This is a genomic window from Trichodesmium erythraeum IMS101, from assembly GCF_000014265.1.
GTDB classification, from domain to species: domain Bacteria; phylum Cyanobacteriota; class Cyanobacteriia; order Cyanobacteriales; family Microcoleaceae; genus Trichodesmium; species Trichodesmium erythraeum.
Genome location: NC_008312.1, coordinates 6,455,431 through 6,477,166, shown reverse-complemented (window position 1 = coordinate 6,477,166; position 21,736 = coordinate 6,455,431). Strand labels below are relative to the sequence as shown.

8 protein-coding genes are annotated in these 21,736 nt (G+C 35.4%); 5 read left to right on the top strand and 3 right to left on the bottom strand.

The window, feature by feature from the left end; genetic code table 11:
* Positions 1-265 precede the first annotated feature (265 nt).
* Both serA and prmA read left to right on the top strand, forming a co-directional pair.
* On the top strand, positions 266-1,849 hold the full coding sequence (gene serA, locus TERY_RS20190; RefSeq protein WP_011613530.1) for a phosphoglycerate dehydrogenase: 1,584 nt from the start codon (positions 266-268) through the stop codon (positions 1,847-1,849).
* A 750-nt stretch (positions 1,850-2,599) separates the two neighbouring features.
* Positions 2,600-3,493, top strand: a complete 894-nt coding sequence (prmA, locus tag TERY_RS20185; RefSeq protein ID WP_011613529.1) for a 50S ribosomal protein L11 methyltransferase — start codon at positions 2,600-2,602, stop codon at positions 3,491-3,493.
* 558 nt (positions 3,494-4,051) lie between these two features.
* On the opposite strand, the gene TERY_RS20180 is transcribed toward prmA, so the two are convergent.
* Positions 4,052-4,636: a hypothetical protein gene (locus tag TERY_RS20180; protein WP_011613528.1), complete on the bottom strand. Its 585-nt coding sequence runs from the start codon at positions 4,634-4,636 to the stop codon at positions 4,052-4,054.
* Between the two features lie 1,696 nt (positions 4,637-6,332).
* Between TERY_RS20180 and TERY_RS20175 the strand changes: the two genes are divergently transcribed.
* The 3 genes from TERY_RS20175 to TERY_RS31305 all read left to right on the top strand — a co-directional run bounded on the left by TERY_RS20175 (position 6,333) and on the right by TERY_RS31305 (position 15,947).
* Positions 6,333-8,585 carry a hypothetical protein gene (locus TERY_RS20175; RefSeq protein WP_011613527.1) on the top strand — a complete coding sequence of 751 codons (2,253 nt, stop codon included), beginning with the start codon at positions 6,333-6,335 and terminating at the stop codon, positions 8,583-8,585.
* Between the two features lie 142 nt (positions 8,586-8,727).
* Positions 8,728-12,591, top strand: a complete 3,864-nt coding sequence (locus TERY_RS20170; protein ID WP_011613526.1) for an Ig-like domain-containing protein — start codon at positions 8,728-8,730, stop codon at positions 12,589-12,591.
* Positions 12,592-12,998: 407 nt separating this feature from the next.
* Positions 12,999-15,947: a cadherin-like domain-containing protein gene (locus TERY_RS31305; RefSeq protein WP_011613525.1), complete on the top strand. Its 2,949-nt coding sequence runs from the start codon at positions 12,999-13,001 to the stop codon at positions 15,945-15,947.
* Positions 15,948-16,254: 307 nt separating this feature from the next.
* Here the strand turns inward: TERY_RS31305 and TERY_RS20160 are convergent, their stop codons facing one another.
* Both TERY_RS20160 and TERY_RS20155 read right to left on the bottom strand, forming a co-directional pair.
* Positions 16,255-18,360: a DHH family phosphoesterase gene (locus tag TERY_RS20160; RefSeq protein WP_011613524.1), complete on the bottom strand. Its 2,106-nt coding sequence runs from the start codon at positions 18,358-18,360 to the stop codon at positions 16,255-16,257.
* A gap of 1,332 nt (positions 18,361-19,692) precedes the next feature.
* Positions 19,693-21,726 carry a HAMP domain-containing sensor histidine kinase gene (locus TERY_RS20155; RefSeq protein WP_370495943.1) on the bottom strand — a complete coding sequence of 678 codons (2,034 nt, stop codon included), beginning with the start codon at positions 21,724-21,726 and terminating at the stop codon, positions 19,693-19,695.
* Between the last annotated feature and the right edge of the window lie 10 nt (positions 21,727-21,736).

Here is a 21,736-nt window from a genome sequence, read left to right as displayed (position 1 = left end):
AACTAGTATTTGTATAGTGTTTGTAAATTCATGGGACATCAACTCCCATGAATTTAGAGTCGATTAATTTCAGACAAAACTGAAAATTATGGTGTGAAGCTTCTCAAGAGTTTAGCTAAAATTTTTCTGACAATCAATTAAGTTAGAGGCCCATACTGTTACTTTGAAGAGTATAGTTGTTATTTAAGGCACAAAAAAATTAAACTGAAGCAGAAGTTTCAGTAAGAAAAATAATCAAATAACCCAATTATTTAACTAACTTCCTATGCCAAAAGTTCTTGTATCTGATTCAATCGATCAAAATGGAATAAATATTCTCTCCCAAGTAGCTCAGGTAGATATAAAAATAGGTCTACCAGTAGAAGAACTAGTAAAAATTATACCAGAATATGATGGTTTAATGATTCGCTCTGGTACCAAAGTTACCAAAGAAATAATAGAAGCTGCCGATAAACTAAAAATTATTGGTCGTGCTGGAGTGGGTGTAGATAATGTAGACGTACAAGCAGCAACCCGTAAAGGTATTGTGGTAGTCAACTCACCAGAAGGAAATACAATTGCTGCAGCAGAACACGCTTTGGCAATGATGTTATCTATGTCGCGCCACGTTCCAGAAGCTAACCAATCAATTATCAATGCTCAATGGGACCGCAAAAAGTTTGTCGGGGTCGAGGTCTACAAAAAAACTCTCGGTGTTGTTGGTTTAGGTAAAATTGGCTCCCATGTAGCTAAGGTAGCAAAAGCTATGGGAATGAAAATTTTGGCTTATGATCCATTTATTTCTGAAGAAAGAGCAGAACAATTGGGTTGTAGTTTGGTAGATCTGGATCTTTTAGTCCAAGAGTCTGATTATATTACTCTCCATATACCCAAAACTGACGAAACTTATCACTCAATTAATGCTGAAACTTTTGCCAAAATGAAACCCACAGCTCGGATTATTAATTGTTCTAGAGGTGGCATTATTGATGAAGTTGCTTTATCCAAAGCTCTAAAAGAAGGAAAAATTGCTGGAGCTGCTTTAGATGTATATGAAAATGAGCCTCTAGAAGTTGAGTCCCCACTACGAGATTTGGGACAAAAAATTGTGATGACTCCTCATTTGGGTGCTTCTACTGCTGAAGCTCAAGTGAATGTAGCAATAGATGTTGCTGAACAAATTCGAGATGTATTGTTAGGGCTGCCTGCCAGATCGGCAGTGAATATCCCTGGTATGTATCCTGATACTTTAAAAAAACTGAAGCCCTATTTACGATTGGCCGAAACTCTTGGTAATTTGGTAAGTCAGTTAGCCGGTGGGCGTATTGATTTTCTCAATGTTCGTCTTGAAGGAGATTTGGCCGGTGGAGATAGTAAACCTGTAGTAGTAGGAGCTTTAAAGGGATTACTTTCTCAAGCTTTGCGAGAGCGCGTCAATTATGTAAATGCTTTTATTGAAGCTAAAGAACGAGGTATTCGAGTAGTGGAAACTAGAGATGATTCAGTACGAGATTATACTGGTTCATTACATCTAGAAGCAAAAGGGTCTCTGGGTGAACATAATGTTCGAGGTTCTTTGCTGGGAAAAGATGAGATTCGGATTACTAATATTGATGGGTTTCCAATTAATGTCCCTCCTAGCCCATATATGTTATTGACTCTCCACCGAGATATGCCGGGAATTATTGGTAAAATTGGTTCACTTCTGGGGAGTTTTAATGTCAATATTGCTAGTATGCAGGTGGGACGTAAAATTGTTAGAGGTGATGCTGTAATGGTATTAAGTGTTGATGACCCATTACCAGAAGAAATATTAACTGAAATTCTTAAAGAACCAGGAATTAGGAATGCTTATACAGTTGCTCTTTGAAGTACTGTTATACCTAAAAGCCCCGATATTTTGTTAATATTAAATTCGGTAGTGTCAACTATAAATAAAGTATAAAAAGTCGATCAAACCGGGTTGAGCTAGAGCATTTCCCTAGATTCGTGAAAAACAATAATAATAGCAATAAACCCGGTTTCTTGTTTTGGTGTATAAGTTATGATATAATTAAATGTCGTAAGGCATTTATTTCAGATATGGTTCTGTTTTCAGGCTAGGGATTGCTGGGCATAAAAGTGATTCATTGCTTTTATGAAATTTGCTTCTCTCTTGAGCAGCTTTACTGTTTATTTCGCTCAGGGAAATGCTTTTCGCGCTGTGCTGCGAAACCTTAAGACTGAGTCTGTATACTTATGTCTTGGGATACAATTCCCTCATCTCAAAAAACTTGATTTCTCTTCTACAAGCTTGATTACAGTGGTTTGAATTTCCCTAGATTATATTAAAAACATTTTATTGAATGTGCCTATAGGGTTTTGATTGTGATGTGAGGTCATTAATCTGAAAAGGGCTTGAGAGTTTTTTCACCCACAAGTATTTATCTGGAGCGCTAAATCCTTTAACTCTAGTTTTCAAGCTATCTCATTGGTTGGAGAGCTTATATAAAATCTGGTTGAATACTTATTATATGGTTGGGGTGGGGAACTTGGAAGATGAAATATTTAAGTAATTTTAGATGAATATACTACTTCAATTCAAAAATTTCCAATATAACTTAGAAAAGCTGCAACTTTTATGGCTTATAACTGGTGGGTAATTAGAGTATTGTGTAACAAAAGTCTAGAGGAAGTAATATTCTGGCGTCTGGATAGTTTTGGTTGTCGTGGCACCGCAAGTCAGATTCAAGGTAAGAATTGTTTGGTATTAGCTTATTTACCAGAAGAGCAAACTCAACTGTTAGACTTATCAGCTCTGAGTTTAAATTTCCGTCAAGATGCTCTATGTATGAATTTTCCAGTTCCAATAATGGATTGGTATTTAATTGAGGAAGAAGATTGGGCAAGTAGTTGGAAACAATATTGGCAACCTCAAGAAATTGGCGATCACTTTCTGATTCATCCTGCTTGGTTAGATTTACCAGAGCAGTCAGATAAAATTATCCTCCGTTTAGATCCAGGAGCAGCTTTTGGTACTGGTACTCATCCTACTACGCAATTGTGTTTAGAGTCATTAGAAATGCGTTTGGGTTTGGAACCTCATCCTGAAGCTATAATCGCTGATATTGGTTGTGGTAGTGGTATTTTGTCTATTGGAGCAGCATTATTAGGAGTACATCAGATTTATGCTGTGGATATCGATCCTTTGGCAATTAGATCAACTATTAATAATGGAAAATTGAATCAAATAAAGGCGGAAAAATTAATTGTTGAACAAGGAGATATTAAAAAATTAATTAAATTATGTCCTAAACCTGTCGATGGTATAGTCTGCAATATTTTAGCTGAGGTTATTATTGATATAATTCCACATCTCACAGCGATCGCTAAACCGAAAACTTGGGGTATTATAAGTGGTATTCTATTAGAACAAGCTAAATTAATTGGTGATACTTTAGAACAAAATGGTTGGGTTGTAGCTACTCTTTGGAAAAAAGAAGAGTGGTGTTGTTTTAATATTCGATATTCTTAAATTCAAGAATGAAAAAGCTAAAAGGTTAATTGTTTATATGGGAATGTTTTAAACCAAGGCTAAAAAAAGAATGCTATGTTTAGGTGACATCTTAATTATTAAGTAATTAATCCCATTTCTCAAACCTTTATCCTACCCATCGAAATTAGTCAACTAGAACTGGAGAAATCACAGATGTTAGTCAACAATAAGATTACATTAATTTAGGAATATTTAAAAATACAAAATATAAGTCTAGTAAGGTTTTTGATAATTGGTATAAAACAGGCTTTTTAAGCTGATTTGATATGTTAGCTATCAGGACATTTTAATTATCATTACAGAACTTATTGCTGCGGTTGAGGTCTACATTTACAATGTAATATCCCCCAGCAGCAGAGTTTTATTGTTCACTCCTTGTTAATTATTTGTCAGAGATCATGCTGTATCTTTACTCCTGTTTGCGGGCATTCCTAGCAACGTCCCTACCTACTCTCAAGAAAATGTAGTAAATATTTATTTATCAAGGTTAGTATTAGACATTTGATAATCACTAATATTATTGTATTACGTAGTTATCTAGTTGATTAAAAATCTAGAACGAAGATAAAAATAACTATAACTACCCCAATAAAATATATTTACTAAAATTATTAATGCCTTTCCTATAACAGAATTAATTCCTGGAAATACTCGTAAAGTTGCTAATAAAACTAGCAAAATTTCTATCAAAGCAACAATTGAACCATAATGTTTGGGATCCCAATAAGAAATCGGACTAATAAATCTATAGTTACTGAAAGGGAAAAAGTGTTTGTGAGCATCATCATTATGTACTGGCAAATCTAATAGAGAATGCAAGAGTAAACTAATACAGATAACTTGTAGAATTTGCCAACCAAAATAGTAAGAAATTAGCCAGCAAATTATAGCTAAAGGAATAGAATGAAAGATGGCAACAATATTTTGTATAAATGGTTGATAATATGCTTCTGACCAAATTTTTACCTCTGGCAAACGAGCAATAAATTTTGCCCATAAGTAGAAAATAAAGATGGGGATATCGGGTAAAATTCCACCAATTACAATAGCAAGATTAGCCTGTGGTGTTTGAGGTTTAATAAGAAGTGCTAGATTAATAATTCCATGAGTTGGTGTATTCATTAAAAGAAAATTTTACAGGTTATAGTTAAAGTAATTTCAGTTATCACCTGATCAGTATGGACTGCTGAAGCACCCATATTAAAATACAGATGGCAAATATTTTTTTCTCTCCTGAAAAGAGAAATTTTGAGTAATGCTAGATTTAATCTTCTTTAGAGAGTTCCCTAATTTTTACCGGCATTTGATATTAGACATTAATATATGAAAGGAATCTTTTTGGTCCATAAATGTTGATTATGACCCAATGTACAAAATTCATGAACCATTACTAGTAAGAAGGGTGGGTTGAAAAGGAGAGTGTTGGGATGAAAGCCGGACACTATATATGTGGTTCGTCCTTATTTTCTCTTATAGCTGTTTACAATTTATTAATACAGTTATTATAATAACTTATCTGTGATGTATAGATATTAAGGTTGATACGGGGGGAGGGCATCAGCTCACCTCAAAATTGTAATTGCTAAGGGCGAACATTACTGAATAGTTCTGCATTACCTTTATCAGCGCAATTTTGGGAGTATGTTACTTTAACATACAACATATATATTCAAAAAAAACAATTTTTTAATTTTACCACTAAAAAGAGCCCTTTTATTTTTTTTGGCGATCGCCTTCAATGAAAACGCTCTGGTTATGGACGAGGCCTTAAACCTAATTTTTCGGTAATTAAGGTTATTCCCTTTGTGTTAATTACTTAAATTTCTGAAGTATTACTTAAGTATAGGATTAATGCATGAGAATTGGTATTATGAAATTTGTCTGTAAGTCCTGATTTGTTATGATTAGGACTTGTAAAAGATATCTGAAGTTAGAGCCAAAAGAAATATTACAAAAAGCTATCTATAGAGGTTGATAATACAGCAAATTTGGGAAAAGATTTTAATCCTCTACTAACCGCACCAACTTTTGATCATCTTTTTTATGAGAAAAAGGGTTTTTTACTAATATATTTTTCACCCTACCGAGTAAAGTTATGCACAATGTAGCTGTAATATTTTTCAAATCTAATATTGTTAATGGCTTGGCTCTAAGACTTTTAAAATATGGCAGCACTCTTTGATAAAATATGCTGATGTTTCACAGTTTCACTCATAGAATATATGAGGCAAATTTTCCTAGACAAAATTTTCATTAGCTGTAGCTGTCTTACTTCCAAATTCGCACTTGTCTAATATTTTTTTGATTATTTAATAATATCAAAAAACGTTATAGTTTTGTACTAATGATCAAAAACTTTGCTATACTTTTATTTTCTATTCCTAAATACTATTGATTGATGTAATTTAAATCATTGTTAGATAACTTCTGTGATTTTTCCTGTATTAGTAGATATCCTTTCAAGGGTAGCATCAAGGTTAGAAAAATGTTATTTTCAAAGTTTGAAAAAAACAACCCCATATAAACAAAGGTAAACCTATATCACATATGGTTAAAAATAGCTGCTTCAATTTATATAAAACAGCTATATCTATATATTTTTCCTTTTTTTTCAACATTTACTTTTTCTGAATTTTTCTCTGTTGCTTCTGAATTAGGAGTGTTGGATACAATCTCCCTAGCATTTATAATAAAGATTCATCAAAATTGAGATTATAGTGTAATCTAAATACTAGAAAAAAATTTTTTCGCCAGGTATCTATTCCTTATTCCCTGTGCAAAGCACTATAATTGATTAATCAAAAAAGGATAATTAACAGTGCCCGATACTTCTCTATGGATTACAGGAAAAACTCTTAGTGGTAAAACAAGTCGGTTAATAAAAGAATTCTGTATCAGAGGCCAAGAGATTCAATCTCCCCTAAATAAAGTTGTTCCCGTACTGAAGGTAGAAAAACTCAAAAGCGATCGTGATAATCAAATAGGGAACTTCCAATATACTGAACCCAAAATTTTGGTTTTAGCTGCTAATACAAAGAGCCGGATTAATTTGATAGATAGAATTTCGGAAGCTACATCAGAACAATACCCTTATTACTCAACTACTCCATTGGGTTTTTTTGAGGATGAGGTAATCTTATTCTGGCCATTGCTCATTCAAACCTTGGATTTGAGGGGGCAATTTCCCTTGCGACTGCGCCCCGAAAAAGAACAGGAACTTGCTAGTAGATTTTGGCGTCCTCAGATAGATAAACTCAAACAGCCAGGGATTAGTTTAGAGCGGATGATACGTCGAACTCTAGACTTATTTCAGTTGGCTGCTTTCAGTTGTACGCCTACAAAAGAAATCGAAATGATTTTACAACAGGGATTTGAGGATGTAGGGACTGGTTCCCTAAGTACTCTAGATAACTTCTATGCCAATATAGTAGAATTAATGCAAGAGTGGCGAGATTGGTGTTGGCAAGGAGGTTTCCTAACGTACGGAATAATCACGGAGTTGTACTGGCGGTATCTATTACCCAACTCTACCTATCAGCAACATTTAATTCACCGCTATCCGTTTGTGTTGGCAGATGATGTGGATGAATATCCAGCCATAACTTATCAGTTGTTTGACTTTCTGTTAGATAATGGAGCTATAAGTGTTTTTACTTATAATCCTGATGGTAGTATTAGGTTGGGTTTGGGGGCTGACCCGGAATATCTCGCAAAACTACAAAAGCGCTGTCAAACAGAAACATTAGAAAATCCTCAGAATTTAGCACAAGAAATAGGGGAACCTATTATCGAATTAGTCGTCAATAATTACCTGAATATTGATCAACTCCCAACTTATTTTAAATCTATTATAACTAGATCCAGGGTAGCTTTATTACGAAAAATAGCAGAGGTGATAGTTAAAGATATAAGTTTAGGTATAAAGCCTGAAGAAGTAGCAATAATAGCTCCTGGTTTGGATGCGATCGCTCGTTATAGTTTGATTTCAAGTCTCAAGAATGATGGAATTGCTGTGGAATCTCTTAAAGAACAACGTCCTCTAATTAGCTATCCGATGATTAGAGCATTGTTGATTATTTTAACTTTAGTTTATCCTGGTTTGGGTCGTCTAGTAGATCGTGATGCTGTGGCAGAAATGCTGGTGGTATTAAGTCAAAGGTCAATTACTAAAGGGGAAAAACAAATAGATGGTCAGGAAAATTTACAAAAGACTAATGATATTGATCCAGTAAGGGCAGGTTTATTAGCGGATAATTGCTTTTATCCAGATATTACACATCCACAGTTATTACCCATAGGAACTTTTTCTAGATGGGATCGGGTGGGACATCAAGCAACTTATGTTTATAATCAGATTTTAGAGTGGATAGAAAAACAGCGTTCCCAACAGCAAGAAGGTCAACTACCTAACCCAATATTTTTACTAGATAGAGCAATTCAAAAATTTTTTATTTCTAGTTATCTTTCTTTTGCTCAGTTATCAGGGCTACGAGAGTTAATGGAAACAGCAACCCACTATTGGGAAGTAGAGCGTAGATTACAACAAAACTCCCAACTGCAAGCAACAGAAGATATGACTGATGATTCAATGGAGGAAGGTTTATCCTCTAGTACAGTGGAGAAGTTTATCCAGTTTTTACGCAGAGGTGTTGTTAGTGCGAACCCATATCCAGTCCCTTTAATGGGTCGTTCACCTTCAGCGGTAACTTTGGCGACGATTTTTCAATACCGAGCTAGTCGCAAATGTCATAGATGGCAGTTTTGGTTGGATATTGGTTCTCCTCTGTGGTTAAGTGGAGGTACTGCCACTCTCTACGGAGCAACATTATTTTTGCAAGGCCAGTTAGGAAAATGTTGGACTATTGAAGATTCTCAAAAATCTGATCGGGAAAGATTGCGACGAATTTTGCTAGATTTGTTAAGTCGTGTCAGTTATTCCAACTCTAGTTCAGTTAATGGGTCAAATGAACATCGGATTTACCTTTGTCACAGCGATTTGGCTGTCAATGGGCAGGAGCAAACAGGGCCACTTTTACCTTTGGTCTACAGTTCTATGTCCCATACTGATTAGTTGCACAATTCAGAATAAATACTTATTGTAGTCTTTGGCCAAATTTAAGACTAATCAAAAATTAATGTCTATTATAAAATAGAGTATTTGTCAATAAATATCGTCAATAAATTTAAATAAAATTTTTAAAGGAAGAAAAAGAATGGCAACAGCAGGAACAATAACAAATATTGAAATAGTTACTGAAAAAATAAATGGTGTTTCTATAAAAGGTTACAACAAGGATAATGGTAAATTTCAACCATTACAACCAACACCAGCACCAACACTAGCACCAACACCAGAACCAACACCAGAACCAACACCAGAACCAACACCAGAACCAACACCAGAACCAACACCAGAACCAACACCAGCACCAACACCAGCACCAACATCAGAACCAACACCAGAACCAACACCAGCACCAACACCAGCACCAACACCAGCACCAACACCAGCACCAGCACCAACACCAGCACCAACACCGGAAGCAATATCAACAGAAGTCATCCAAGTTAGAAACGATAGTGGCAGACTCGTTGGCGTTATTATTAACGGTGAGTTTCAGGAATTACCAGCACCAACACCAGCACCAACACTAGCACCAATACCGGAACCACCAAAAACAGAAGTTATCCAAGTTAGAGATGACAGTGGCAGACTTGTTGGCGTTATTATTAACGGTAATTTTGAGCCATTGCCAACACCATCGCCATCAGAACCAACACCAACTACTTCACCAGTACCACCGCCACCACCAATAGCTGTAGATGATGAAGCGACAACTAATCAAAACCAAGCTGTTAGTTTTAATGTTCTCAATAACGATATCGATCCGAGAGGAAATCCTCTATCCATTATTAACTTTAGCTTGCCTACAAATGGGTCATTAGTGGAAAATAATACAGGTACTTTCACTTATACTCCCAGACAACTCTTTATCGGAACTGATAGCTTTAGTTATGAGACAAGTAATGGAACAACTAGTTCCCTAGCGACGGTTAACATTAAGGTATTTAATGAAGGAGCACCCATCAGAGTCGAAGGGGCATTTCGAGGAACTCCTGATAATGAATTCTTAATTGGTAGTAGCCAAGGAGATGTAATATTTGGAGCTGGGGGTGACGATAGTATTTTTGGTGAAGCTAGCAACGATGAAATTAGAGGTGATGCCGATAACGATTTTATTAACGGAGGTCGGGGGAATGATACAGTAATAGGAAACCCAGGAAATGATAATGTTCGTGGAGGAAAAGATGATGATCTTGTGTTAGGAGAAGATGGTAATGATTTATTGTTTGGCGATCGCGAGAATGATATTGTAAATGGAGGGGATGGTAGAGATACTATATTTGGGGGTAAAGATGACGATAATGTTTCTGGTGATGCAGGAGATGATTTCGTATATGGAGACAAAGGGGATGATGCGGTTACTGGTGGAAATGGTAACGATAGTGTTTTTGGTGGGGAGGGTAATGATAATGTTAATGGTGACGCGGGGGAAGATGTTCTTAGTGGTGGTCTAGGGGTTGATCGCTTGTTTGGAGGTGATGGGAATGATACTCTCTTTGGGGAAGAAGACAATGACCAAGCATTTGGTGGTTCAGGCAACGATTCAATATTTGGAGGTTCAGGAGCAGACCTGCTGAGTGGCAACGAAGATAACGATACTATAAATGGTGGAGATGGTAACGACCAAGTTCAAGGAGATTCTGGCAACGACTCTTTAGGGGGAGGTTTAGGCACAGATACTCTGATAGGTGGTGAGGGTAATGATACATTTTTTATTAGTCCTGAAAATGGTGCTTTGGAAGTTTTTGACGCAGATGTTATTGCCGACTTTAACAATAATATAGACCTAATTAGTCTAGGAGGTGGTCTTGGTTTTAACGATTTAGTTATTTATGAAAGTCCTACGTTAGAAGGCCGTAATACAATAATTCAGAATCGTTCTGATGGTCCTTTCTTAGCTATTTTAGTAGGAGTTGATAGTAATAGTATTAATTCTGGTAATTTTATTGGTGCTAGTGGGTTTCCTATTCCTACTCCAACACCGACAGAGGCACCAACACCGACAGAAGCACCAACACCGACAGAAGCACCAACACCGACAGAGGCACCAACACCCACAGAGGCACCAACACCCACAGAAACACCAACACCGACAGAAGCACCAACACCGACAGCTCCACCTATTCCCAACCTTTCACCTAATGCGCAAGATGATGAGCTAGAAGCTAGTCAAGATATATCTGTAGAGATCAATGTCTTAACAAACGACTCTGACCCTGAAGAAAAACCACTGACAGTAACTGATTTTGGTACGGTTTCCAATGGAGAGTTAGTGAAGAAAAGCAATGGAATATTTGAGTACACTCCAGATACTGACTTTGTTGGTTCTGATAGTTTCAGCTATACTATTAGTGATGGCGATGGGGGAAGTGATAGTGCTAATGTAACAATTACAGTGAACCAAAAACCAGAGCTAGTTAAAAATACTGGTATAGTGATAGAAAAAGATTCAGGTATAAATTTCATTACTTCCAATAATTTGCAAGTTTCTTATGCTGATGATATTCCTGATGATTTAACCTTAACTTATACAATAGAAGATGCTCCAGATTTAGGTATTCTCAGAAAAGGATCATCCCGGTTACGAAAAGAAGATACTTTCACTCAACAAGATATTGATAGTAACTTACTACAATTTACTCCCGATGATACAGCAGGCAATGACTTTTTCAGCTATACCGTTTCTGATACTTATGGTGGTAAAGTTCCTTTAACTTCGTTCAGTATCGGTATAGCTGATGATACTAGAACATTAACTAATAAAGCTAATAACTTCACTGGTACTGCCCTAAGTAATAACATTTTCGGATTAGCAGGAGATGATATTATTGATGGTGGGGATAACAGTGACTATATTAGTGGTGATGAAGGAAATGATTCTATTTTTGGTAACTCTGGTGATGACTGTCTATCTGGTGGAACTCAACAAGATACTATGATAGGGGGAGATGGTAACGACAGTGTCTTTGGTGGTAGCGGTAATGATAGTATTTTGGGAAGTCAAGGAAATGACAGTATCTTTGGGGAGGCAGATAACGATAGTTTAGTAGGAGGAGATGGTGACGATAGTATTATTGGAGGAGCAGGTGACGATTCTATTCTGGGAGTAGATGGACAAGATAGTATAGCTGGGAATACAGGTAATGATACTATTCGCAGTGGAGTTGATAACGACTCTGTAACTGGAGGAGAAGGTAGTGATTTAATAGATGGTGGTCCTAATAACGATACTATTATTAGTGGCGGTGGAGCAGATACCGTTTTAGGGGGTTCAGAAAACGACTCAATATTTGGAGAAGATGGTGATGACTCAATGGTAGGTGATGATGGTAATGACACTATAGATGGTGGTTCTGGTCAAGACATTATTTTGGGTGACATAGGAGATGATTCTATCCAAGGTGGTGATGACAATGATCGGATTAATGGTGGTCTTGGCAATGATACTATAACTGGAAATTCTGGTTCTGACAGGTTAATAGGTGGTGGTGGGAATGATTTATTTTTTTATGAGGTGGCTGATCAAGGTATTGATATCATCCTTGATTTTGACAGTAAAGGTGATGATAAATTCCTGTTTACATCTGTTAACTTTGGTGGTTTGAACAATGATGATTTTTCTAATAATGATTTTTCTAGTGTAATTCTCCAGGACGAAAATATTGGTTCTGAAGGTCTGAGTATTGCTGATGCTAAATTGGTTATTTTTGAAGGAAAGTTTGATGATGCACAAGCAGTTAATGCTGCCTTAAATGTACAAAATGGATCTGCCGATCGCCCTGCTTTCTTTCTTTACCTTAATAGTCAAAGTAACAAATATATTCTTGGTTATGACGCCAGTTTGGCTAATGATACCTTGCCTACTTTTGAGTTAGGTATCCTTGAATCTATTGAACCAGAAAAAGATAAAATTTCAACTATTATTGAGGCAGATGATTTTGACTTTATATAAATGGAGAATAAGCAGAGATGTTTCATGCTAAGGACTTAAAACTTAGAGCTTTACCGAAAAAGTAATCACGCTCTTGGCCAACGAGTCATTAAAAACATTCTACTTCCTTCCCTTTCTCAAAAAGGCGAAAAAAGGAGTTGCTAAATTAAAGGATGTTATACTATTTCACGCAAGTGGGATGAGCATCCTATCCGCCAGAAAATATAAGGAACTGGTAATATCATGTCGGGGTAATAAGTGATCAAAAACATTCTGCCATAAGTGCTTTTTGTTCTCTTCTGCCCAACTCATCCAGAGTATAAGTATTCAAGGGTACATGATATAAGATGCTCATTCCACAAAACTATTACAATAATCCCACATTGATGTAAGAGATTTCCCAAAAATAATTATGAGGAAAAATTAAGATGGCACAAACAGTTAAACAACAAGTCGAACTAGCACCAACAATTTTTATTGAAAGTTTGGGAGAGGGAACTCCTCTGAGCGACTCCATAATTGGAAGTTCAAGAAGTGATCTAATTAGAGCATTGTCAGGAGATGATACAGTTTTTGCTCTAGATGAAAATGACTCCCTCCTTGGGGGTGAAGGTCAAGACTACATGAACGGCAATGCCGGAAATGATTTTCTCGACGGAGGTCTGGGAAATGATTGTTTACGGGGGGGGAAAGGTTTAGATATTTTCCTAGGAAATAGTGGTAGTGATATATTATTTGGCGATCGCGAAAATGATACCATATTGGGAAATGAAGGTGACGATAGTATTTTTGGAGGTAAAGATAATGATAGTATTATAGGTGGTGGAGAGGATGACTTATTATTTGGCGATCGAGGCAATGACGTAGTTAATGGGGATATTGGCAATGATACAATAGTTGGCGGTGTAGGTGACGATCGCTTATTAGGAAATGATGGTGGAGATACTTTATTTGGAGAAACAGGTAGAGATATTCTAGAAGGGAACGCAGGAGATGATGTACTTTTTGGTGGCAAAGATGCAGACTCTCTAGAAGGAGGAGTTGGTGCAGACTTTCTCTCAGGAGACATTGGTAAAGATACACTTACAGGTGGTATTGGACAAGATACTTTTAATCTTGAACCCAACTCAGAAAGTCCAGGAGTTAGTGGTGCAGACTTTATAAGTGACTTCAGCAATGAAGATTTAATTAATCTTAGTAACGGTTTGACATTTGAAGATCTAAGTATTTTTCCATCCGAAGAAAACCCCGATAATACAATTATTAGTGTAGGTGGTACTAATGGTGACTTCCTAGCAGTATTAGCAGGAGTTGAAAGTAGCACTATTGACTCTAGTAGTTTTGTAACAGTCTCACTACCCAGAGCAACACCTCCTAGAGTTACACCAACACCCACACCAATTGTAACACCAGCACCCACGCCAATCGTAACACCAGCACCCACACCAAATATTGTAGAACCCATAAACAACCCCGGTAACACAATTGTTAGTGTAGGTGGTACTAACAGTGACTTATTAACAGTAACAGTATCAATACCCCTAGGAATAAGTGCTGGGGTCACACCAGCACCTGCGCCAGCACCAATACCTGCGCCAGCACCAGCACCAACACCAACACCAGCACCAACACCAACACCAACACCAACACCTTCTAATTTGCCACCCAAAGCAGAGGATGATAACTTCATAACTAATAAAGATGAACCATTAACTATTACTGCTGAAAAACTCCTAGAAAACGACTCTGATCCAGAAGGAGATCCTTTCAGTATTTCAGCTATAGATAGACCACAAAACGGATCGTTACTAAAAGAAAATAGTATAACTTATGTATACACTCCTAATCCTGCATTTAAGGGAAATGATAGTTTCAGCTATAGTATTAGTGACGGGAATAATAATTCTGATACTGCCCAAGTTAATATCAAAGTCAACGATCCACCACAGTTAGCAAACAACCGAGGTATTATTCTTCTCAAAAATGGAGCCAGACAAAATATATTAAATACTAATCTTTTAGTTACAGATACCGACAACACAATAGAAGAAATTACCTACAACCTTATTAGAACACCAATACAAGGTAATCTTAGATTGGTTAATAAACGTCTTAATCAGAATGATACTTTCTCTCAGGCTGATATTAATAACAATTTAATTCTGTATACTCCTGGTAATACAGCAGGTAATTTTCCTTTTTTCTTTTCTGTCTCTGATGGTGATGGCGGAAGTATTGCCAGTACATCTTTTAGCATTAGAGTGGTTGATAATATTATTGAAAGAGGAAATGGTAATAATAACATTAATGGTACTCAAGAAAGTGATTACTTAATAGGAAATTCTGGCAACGATACTCTCAGTGGTGGTAATGGAGATGATATTTTAGATGGCGGAGCTGGAGAAGATATCTTATTAGGCGAAGCTGGTAACGACTCTTTATTTGGAGGAGAAGAAACTGACACATTATTTGGAGGAATAGGGGACGATACTCTTGATGGTGGTGCTGATAATGACTCTTTGTTAGGACAAGGTGGCAACGATCTATTATTAGGAGCAGAACAACAAGATACTCTTGAAGGTGGGCTAGGTGATGATACCCTTGACGGCGGTACAGATAATGATTCCCTATCTGGAGGAGATGACAACGACTCCCTATTGGGTAATCTAGGAAATGATACTCTTAGAGGTGATTCCGGTAACGATACTATTAATGGGGGTGCTGATAGTGACAGTATTCTAGGTGGCATAGGTGATGACTCTTTGTTTGGTGGCTCAGGATCTGACACTCTTGACGGTAATGAAGGAAACGATTTCTTAAGTGGAACAGAAGGTAACGATTCTATTAATGGAAGTTTAGGAGATGATATATTAAATGGTGGATTTGGTTCTGACAGACTAACTGGTAATCAAGGAGCTGATTCTTTCTTCTTTGAAGTACCTAACGAAGGAGTTGATGTGATTACTGATTTTAATGGGGATAATGTAGATGCATTTTTGTTTAGATCGAAGAACTTTGGTAATTTAACTAATCCTCCTGGTACTGCTACAGAATTTTTCAGTGTAATAGTTTCTCTGGATAATTTAGGTTCACAAGGTCAAAATATTAGCGAACAAGAATTGATTATTTTTGAGAATAAATTTGAAAATGTACAGCAAGTTAATTCTATTTTGAAAAATCAAAATGGTTCTGGTACAAATCCAGCTTTCTTTATTTATGTCAATAATAGTTTAAATAGCAAAGTTATTCTAGGATATGACCCTAATCTTCAGGACGACAATAGTCCTGCTTTTGATTTAGCAGTTATCAATAATATTCCTGTTTTTTCTGATGCTATTAATACTATTATTGATTCTTCAGACTTTAAGTTTATTTGATAGGAAAATGCAAAGGGTAGAGAGCATAATTTATATTAAGATTCGATAGTCTTGGTGTAATTAGATGTTGTAGTGGTGAATAACTATTCTATAAGGAAGTTGCATATAAACTTTCTACCTACTTCCTTATTGAAGAAAATGTAGTCAACACATTTATGACCCTATATAACTCATAATTTGCCACTTTATCCAAATTCTTTTAAACCTTATGGCTGAACTTTTCAATAAACTTCCTATATAAATAGGATTTAGTATAACTTATCCGGTAGTGCAATAAATACAATGCACCACGGTTATAAATATCAGCTTATAAATTGAGGTTTAAAGCATTTATAGCTGCCTTAATTAAATGAAAAAAGTGAGGTTTAGAAACATCGACTTGTTGCGCATTATTGCGGCTTTTTCCTAACAAACCTATTCTTTTCCCTTTTTGAATAGCTAAGACGTCACCACGGGAATTTTGGATTCTTAATTCCTGTAAATTTCCAACTTTATAAAGACTACAAGTATAAGAGCAATTGCGATAATAAAACTTTTTAATTGGGGGTAAATGTGACGATTTTTGATTAGCATAAACTTTCTGAGGTAAACGCACACCAACTAACTCTAATTCAATAGAAGTTTGACCATTAAAAGTATTTTCACGCAATTTGTAAGCAATATCAACTAAGCTTGGTAAACGAAAATAATCTCCCCAACGCCAAGCGATCGCCTTGATTATTTCTGACTTAATTAAAGTTAATTTAATATGCCCTGCACCAACAATTTTCTGTTCTGCAACTCGGACATTAGAAGTCCAAAAAATCGGAGATCTATTTTCAATTCCGCAGGGATGAAGTAAATCTATTTGATGATAAAGGTCAAAATTGAGCTCCTTAAATTCGGCTTCAGCATCAATAGTAATTAAAGGTTTTAAGTGATGAATTTTTAAACATTGATGAGCAAACTCACTCAAACGGGAGCGAAACTCATCTAAATTTTTTCCAGGCAAAGAAAAACCCCCCGCTGCTTTATGACCACCATATTTTCCTAATAGGTCATCACAAAATTGTAACCCTTCAAAAACATGAAACTCAGGAATACCGCGAGCAGAACCCCGAATTGTATAAGTTGTTTCAGATGAAGCAAACATAACCCCTGGAGAACTTGCCAAATTTGCATCTGGCCCTTGCTCCTCCTCATAACTGCCAATAAAAACAGGCACCCCATAACGTTCCACCAACCGGGAAGCCACAATACCAATAACCCCATGATGCCATCCTGGTTGTACAACGACCAACACCCTTTCCTTCTCAAAATTTATCTGACTCTCCTCACACCAAGTGATCGCCTGTTGTTCAATTTCTGCACATAACTCCTGCCGTGTTTGATTAATTTCTTGACACTGTTTCGCCCTTGTTGCCGCCACTTCTTTATCATCCGTCGTTAAAAGTTCAATAACAATTTGTGGATCAGCAATGCGTCCCACTGCATTAATACGGGGACCAAGACGAAAGCCAATATCATCTGGTTTCAGAGATTTTTGATTCTTAGTTTCTTTCAAATTTCCCTGCGCTTGTGCTTTAACATCAGATACTTGAATTAATGCTCGTACCCCCGCTAACTGGGAATGGGGTAAAAGTTGCAACCCTTGTTTCACCCAGCGACGGTTAACTCCAGTTAAAGGTGCCAAGTCAGCAATAGTACCTAAAGTGAATAATTCTAAAAGTGGGTCAGTTAAACCTGAAAGTTTGTCGAGACGTTTTGCCAGAGATAGTGCCAAAATATAAGCAACTCCCACACCTGCCACACCTTGATAAGGAGAAGTTTCGGAAATGAGTTTGGGGTTAAGAATAGCGTTAGCAGGTGGTAGCTCAGGTGGAATGTCATGGTGGTCAGTAATAATAACATTTAAACCAAGTTCCCGAGCTCTAGCGATAGGTTTATATGCAGAGATACCATTGTCTACAGTCAGGATGAGACTGACTCCTTCTTGATGAAATTCTTCAATAATGCGTTCATTGATACCATAACCTTCCTGCATTCTACTGGGAATAGCGTAGTCAACTTTTGCTCCCAAATGTTTAAAACTCCGCAATAATAAAGCAGTGCTAGTCATGCCATCTGCATCATAGTCACCACAAATAGCAATTTTTTTCTTTTGGGAAATTGTGGTTTGTAATAAGTTAAGAGCGATCTCTAAGTCGGGAAATTCTTGTATTGGAGAAGGTAGTTTTATTGACCCAGGGTCTAAAAATACTTGTGCTTCTTCGATAGTAGAAATATCGCGGTTAATAAGACTCTGAGCTATTAAGGGTGATATTTCTAGAGTTTTAGCTAAATTGTTAGTAATTTCTGGTTTTTCTGGATGTATCAACCACCTTTGGTTAGGTAATTTTTGTTGTTGTATTTGGGAATGAGGTTGGTTTTGCATTATTAATTAATTATTTAAATTATTAATGATTGAGTATAGCGCTACGTGAGCACTAGGGGCAAGTCAAAAGTTAACTCCTCTTATACCATTTCTCAAATACTTTTCAACTTAACATTTTGATCCTAACCCCGAACCTTGAGGAGTAGGGATAGGGACGTTGAATACAAAATCCGTAAAATATTTATAAAAGTCTTGATAAAATCAACATTAATTTAGGGTTCATTATGCAAAAAAGTTATTCCCTTTGTGTTTATCATTTAACAACTAAAGTTTGATCAAAAGTTAGTATTAATGTATAGGAATTGCTACTACCTTCTCAGAAAAAAAAATCAAAAGTAAAAAAAAATTATAACATCAGATATCTTTGAATAACCACGGTGGGAAAATTTTAGGGAATTGGGAATTAAGAATTGGGAATTGGGAGCAATTAATTTCATAAAAGCATTTTTATTCTGACTAATTAATAAGAATTTGTCTTATACTAAGAGTGAAAAAAAAATAATAGACAATCTTTAGTTAATCTTGATTATAGTAGCTGAAAAATATCATCTCTAATTAATTTAATAAAGTTATCTCTATTAATATCCCTTGATTTTAAGATGTACTTACAACTTTACTATTTCAACTTTAGTTTTTCTTGCTTCTATAACTTATAATAAACATTCATCACAGTTGGTAATTATTTATGCCAAATAAATTCATTACATAAACTTGCTTGTGCTGAACAACCTATACTTATAAAAATCACAGGGAATAAATAATACTATTATAGTAGTTATCCGTCTCCTAAATTCCTAGTGCTACATACAGAATTTTAGGGGGATAGTTTTTATCCGGGAGACAAAATATTGAACAAATAAAAAAGAGAGAATTTTTTTGAAGTTTTAATAGGGATATATTGTCGTGTATTAAAATACAGATTTATCTTTACAATTCTAGTTATTATCTACTTTTTTTGAGTAGAATTCAATTCTATCAAAAATATTATAATTTAATTTGCTTAAAGCCATTAATTTTTAGCTGATAAAAAAACGAGGTATAGAAGTAATAAAGGTGAATTTATTGGGAAAGTTTAGTAATAGACTGCAAACAAAAAAACACATATTTTACAAATTTATATACAGGATTTTAATTTGCACATTTTATCTTATCAAGTACCATGAAAAAAATATTTACTTATTTTAATTATCTTTGCTTTTGAGAATGTAAAAAATGCAGCTTATATAAATGTATAATTAATTTTGCGCCACTACTTAATCGTATTTATATACCATTTATCCAACCCTTGAGGCACAACTTTTTTATATTTCTTATTCCCTACTCCCTTAAGAATTAACTTTTACTCATTGATGAGAACTTATACAAAATAGGCAATTCAATTACAAATTCTGTACCTTCGTTTACCAAAGAATTACAGTAAAAATTACCTCCATGTTTTTCCACAATTATTTGATAACTAAGGGATAATCCTAAACCCGTACCTTTTCCTACAGGTTTTGTTGTATAAAAGGGTTCAAATATTCTATTTTTATTTTTTTCTGGTATTCCTAGACCATTATCAATAATATGGATAGATATATAGTCTTTATTGAGAGTTTTCGTCTTAATTATGATCTGGGGTTTAATAGAAAAAAACTTCGATTTAGATTTTTCCCATGACATTTCTAAAGCATCAATACCATTAGCAAAAAGATTCATAAAAACTTGATTAATTTGACTAGCCAAACATTCTACCAATGGCAGCTTACCATATTCTTTAATTATCTGAATTTCTGGATATCCTACCCTAGGTTTAAGGCGATTTTGCAAAATTAGTAGAGTACTATCTATACCTTCGTGAATATTAACTTGTTTTTGGCTAGATTGATCATGGCGAGAAAAGTTACGCAAGGATAAAACTATCTCTTTAATTCTTCTAGAACCTTCCTCCATAGAATCAAGCAAACTAGGAAAATCTTCTCTTATAAAATCTAGGTCTATTGTCGTTTCTATTTCTAAAATTTCAGATGCCCGTTCTGGATAATATTGCTGATAAAGGTTGATTAAATCTAATAAATCTTTTGTATAAGTTCTGGCGGGTTTAACATTGCCATATATAAAGTTAATAGGGTTATTAATTTCATGAGCTACCCCAGCAACTAATTGACCTAAAGCTACCATCTTTTCATCCTGAATTAATTGAGATTGAGTTTGTTTTAACTTAAAAAGTGTTTTTTCTAGGTATGTATTTTTTTCTTTTAATTCTTGGGTTCTTTCATTAACTTTTACCTCAAGAATTTGATTATAATTAGATAGTTCCTGATATGAATTTTCTAGCTGTTTAATCATTTCATTAAAAGTTTTAGCCAACAAACCAATTTCGTTTTTAGTTAATACTGGCACTTTTTGAGTTAGATCACCTTTACTTACTAACCTAGCTGTATGAGCGATAGCTAAAATTGGCCGTACAATTTGACGGCCTAATAACAACATAGCTACTGCCATTACTAAAGCTAATGTCAAACCAACTAGCAAAATTGAACTAGCAAGATGACGAGCAGATGCAAATGCTTCTGTTTGATCTATTTCTGCTAATAATGCTAAGTCTTTATATTCTAGCCACCGATAAACACCAATGACTGGCACACCCTTGTAATTTCGATACAACCCTTCACCATTTTTATGATTAATAGCATCATTAATACCTTTACTACTAATACCATTAGGAAATTCTTTTGAACCAAATTCCGTAGCTGAAACAAATACATTTATCCTCGAAAAACTATTACCAATATTACCTACTAAATATATTTTTGCTGTTTGTCCTAACCCTGCTTGTTCTCTAATAATAGAATCAATTCTTTCTAGGCGAAGATGGCTAGCTAATATTCCTAATTGTTTACCATTTTCATTAAGAATAGGAATAGCAAAGGTAATTATGGGTTTATCTGTTTCAGCACTGCGGTAAAGATTTGATCTTAACTTATATGTGGGAGATCTTGTTACTGGACTATATTGAGTTAGGGCTTGATATTTTCCTACTTTATTGGAATTACTCGAAACTAAAATTCTACTACTTTTGCTTAAAATAAAAATTTCTTGCAAGTTATTAAGATTACTGACAAAAGATTTTAAAGAAGCATATAGTAAAGTTTGAGCTGACTTATATTCTGGAGTAGATTTTTGGCTTGTTAACAATATTTTTGCTTGGTTATTAATTTCTGGCAAGTCGGCGATCGCCAAAATATTTCTACGTTGATCTAATATCCAATTATTAAGTTCATTTTCCTTAAGTTTTACAGCAAAATTAAGGCGATCAAACACTGATTCTTTTAAAGATGCTCGTGCTTGACTAAAAGTTGTATATCCGACAATTGATATTGTCATTAATGACAAT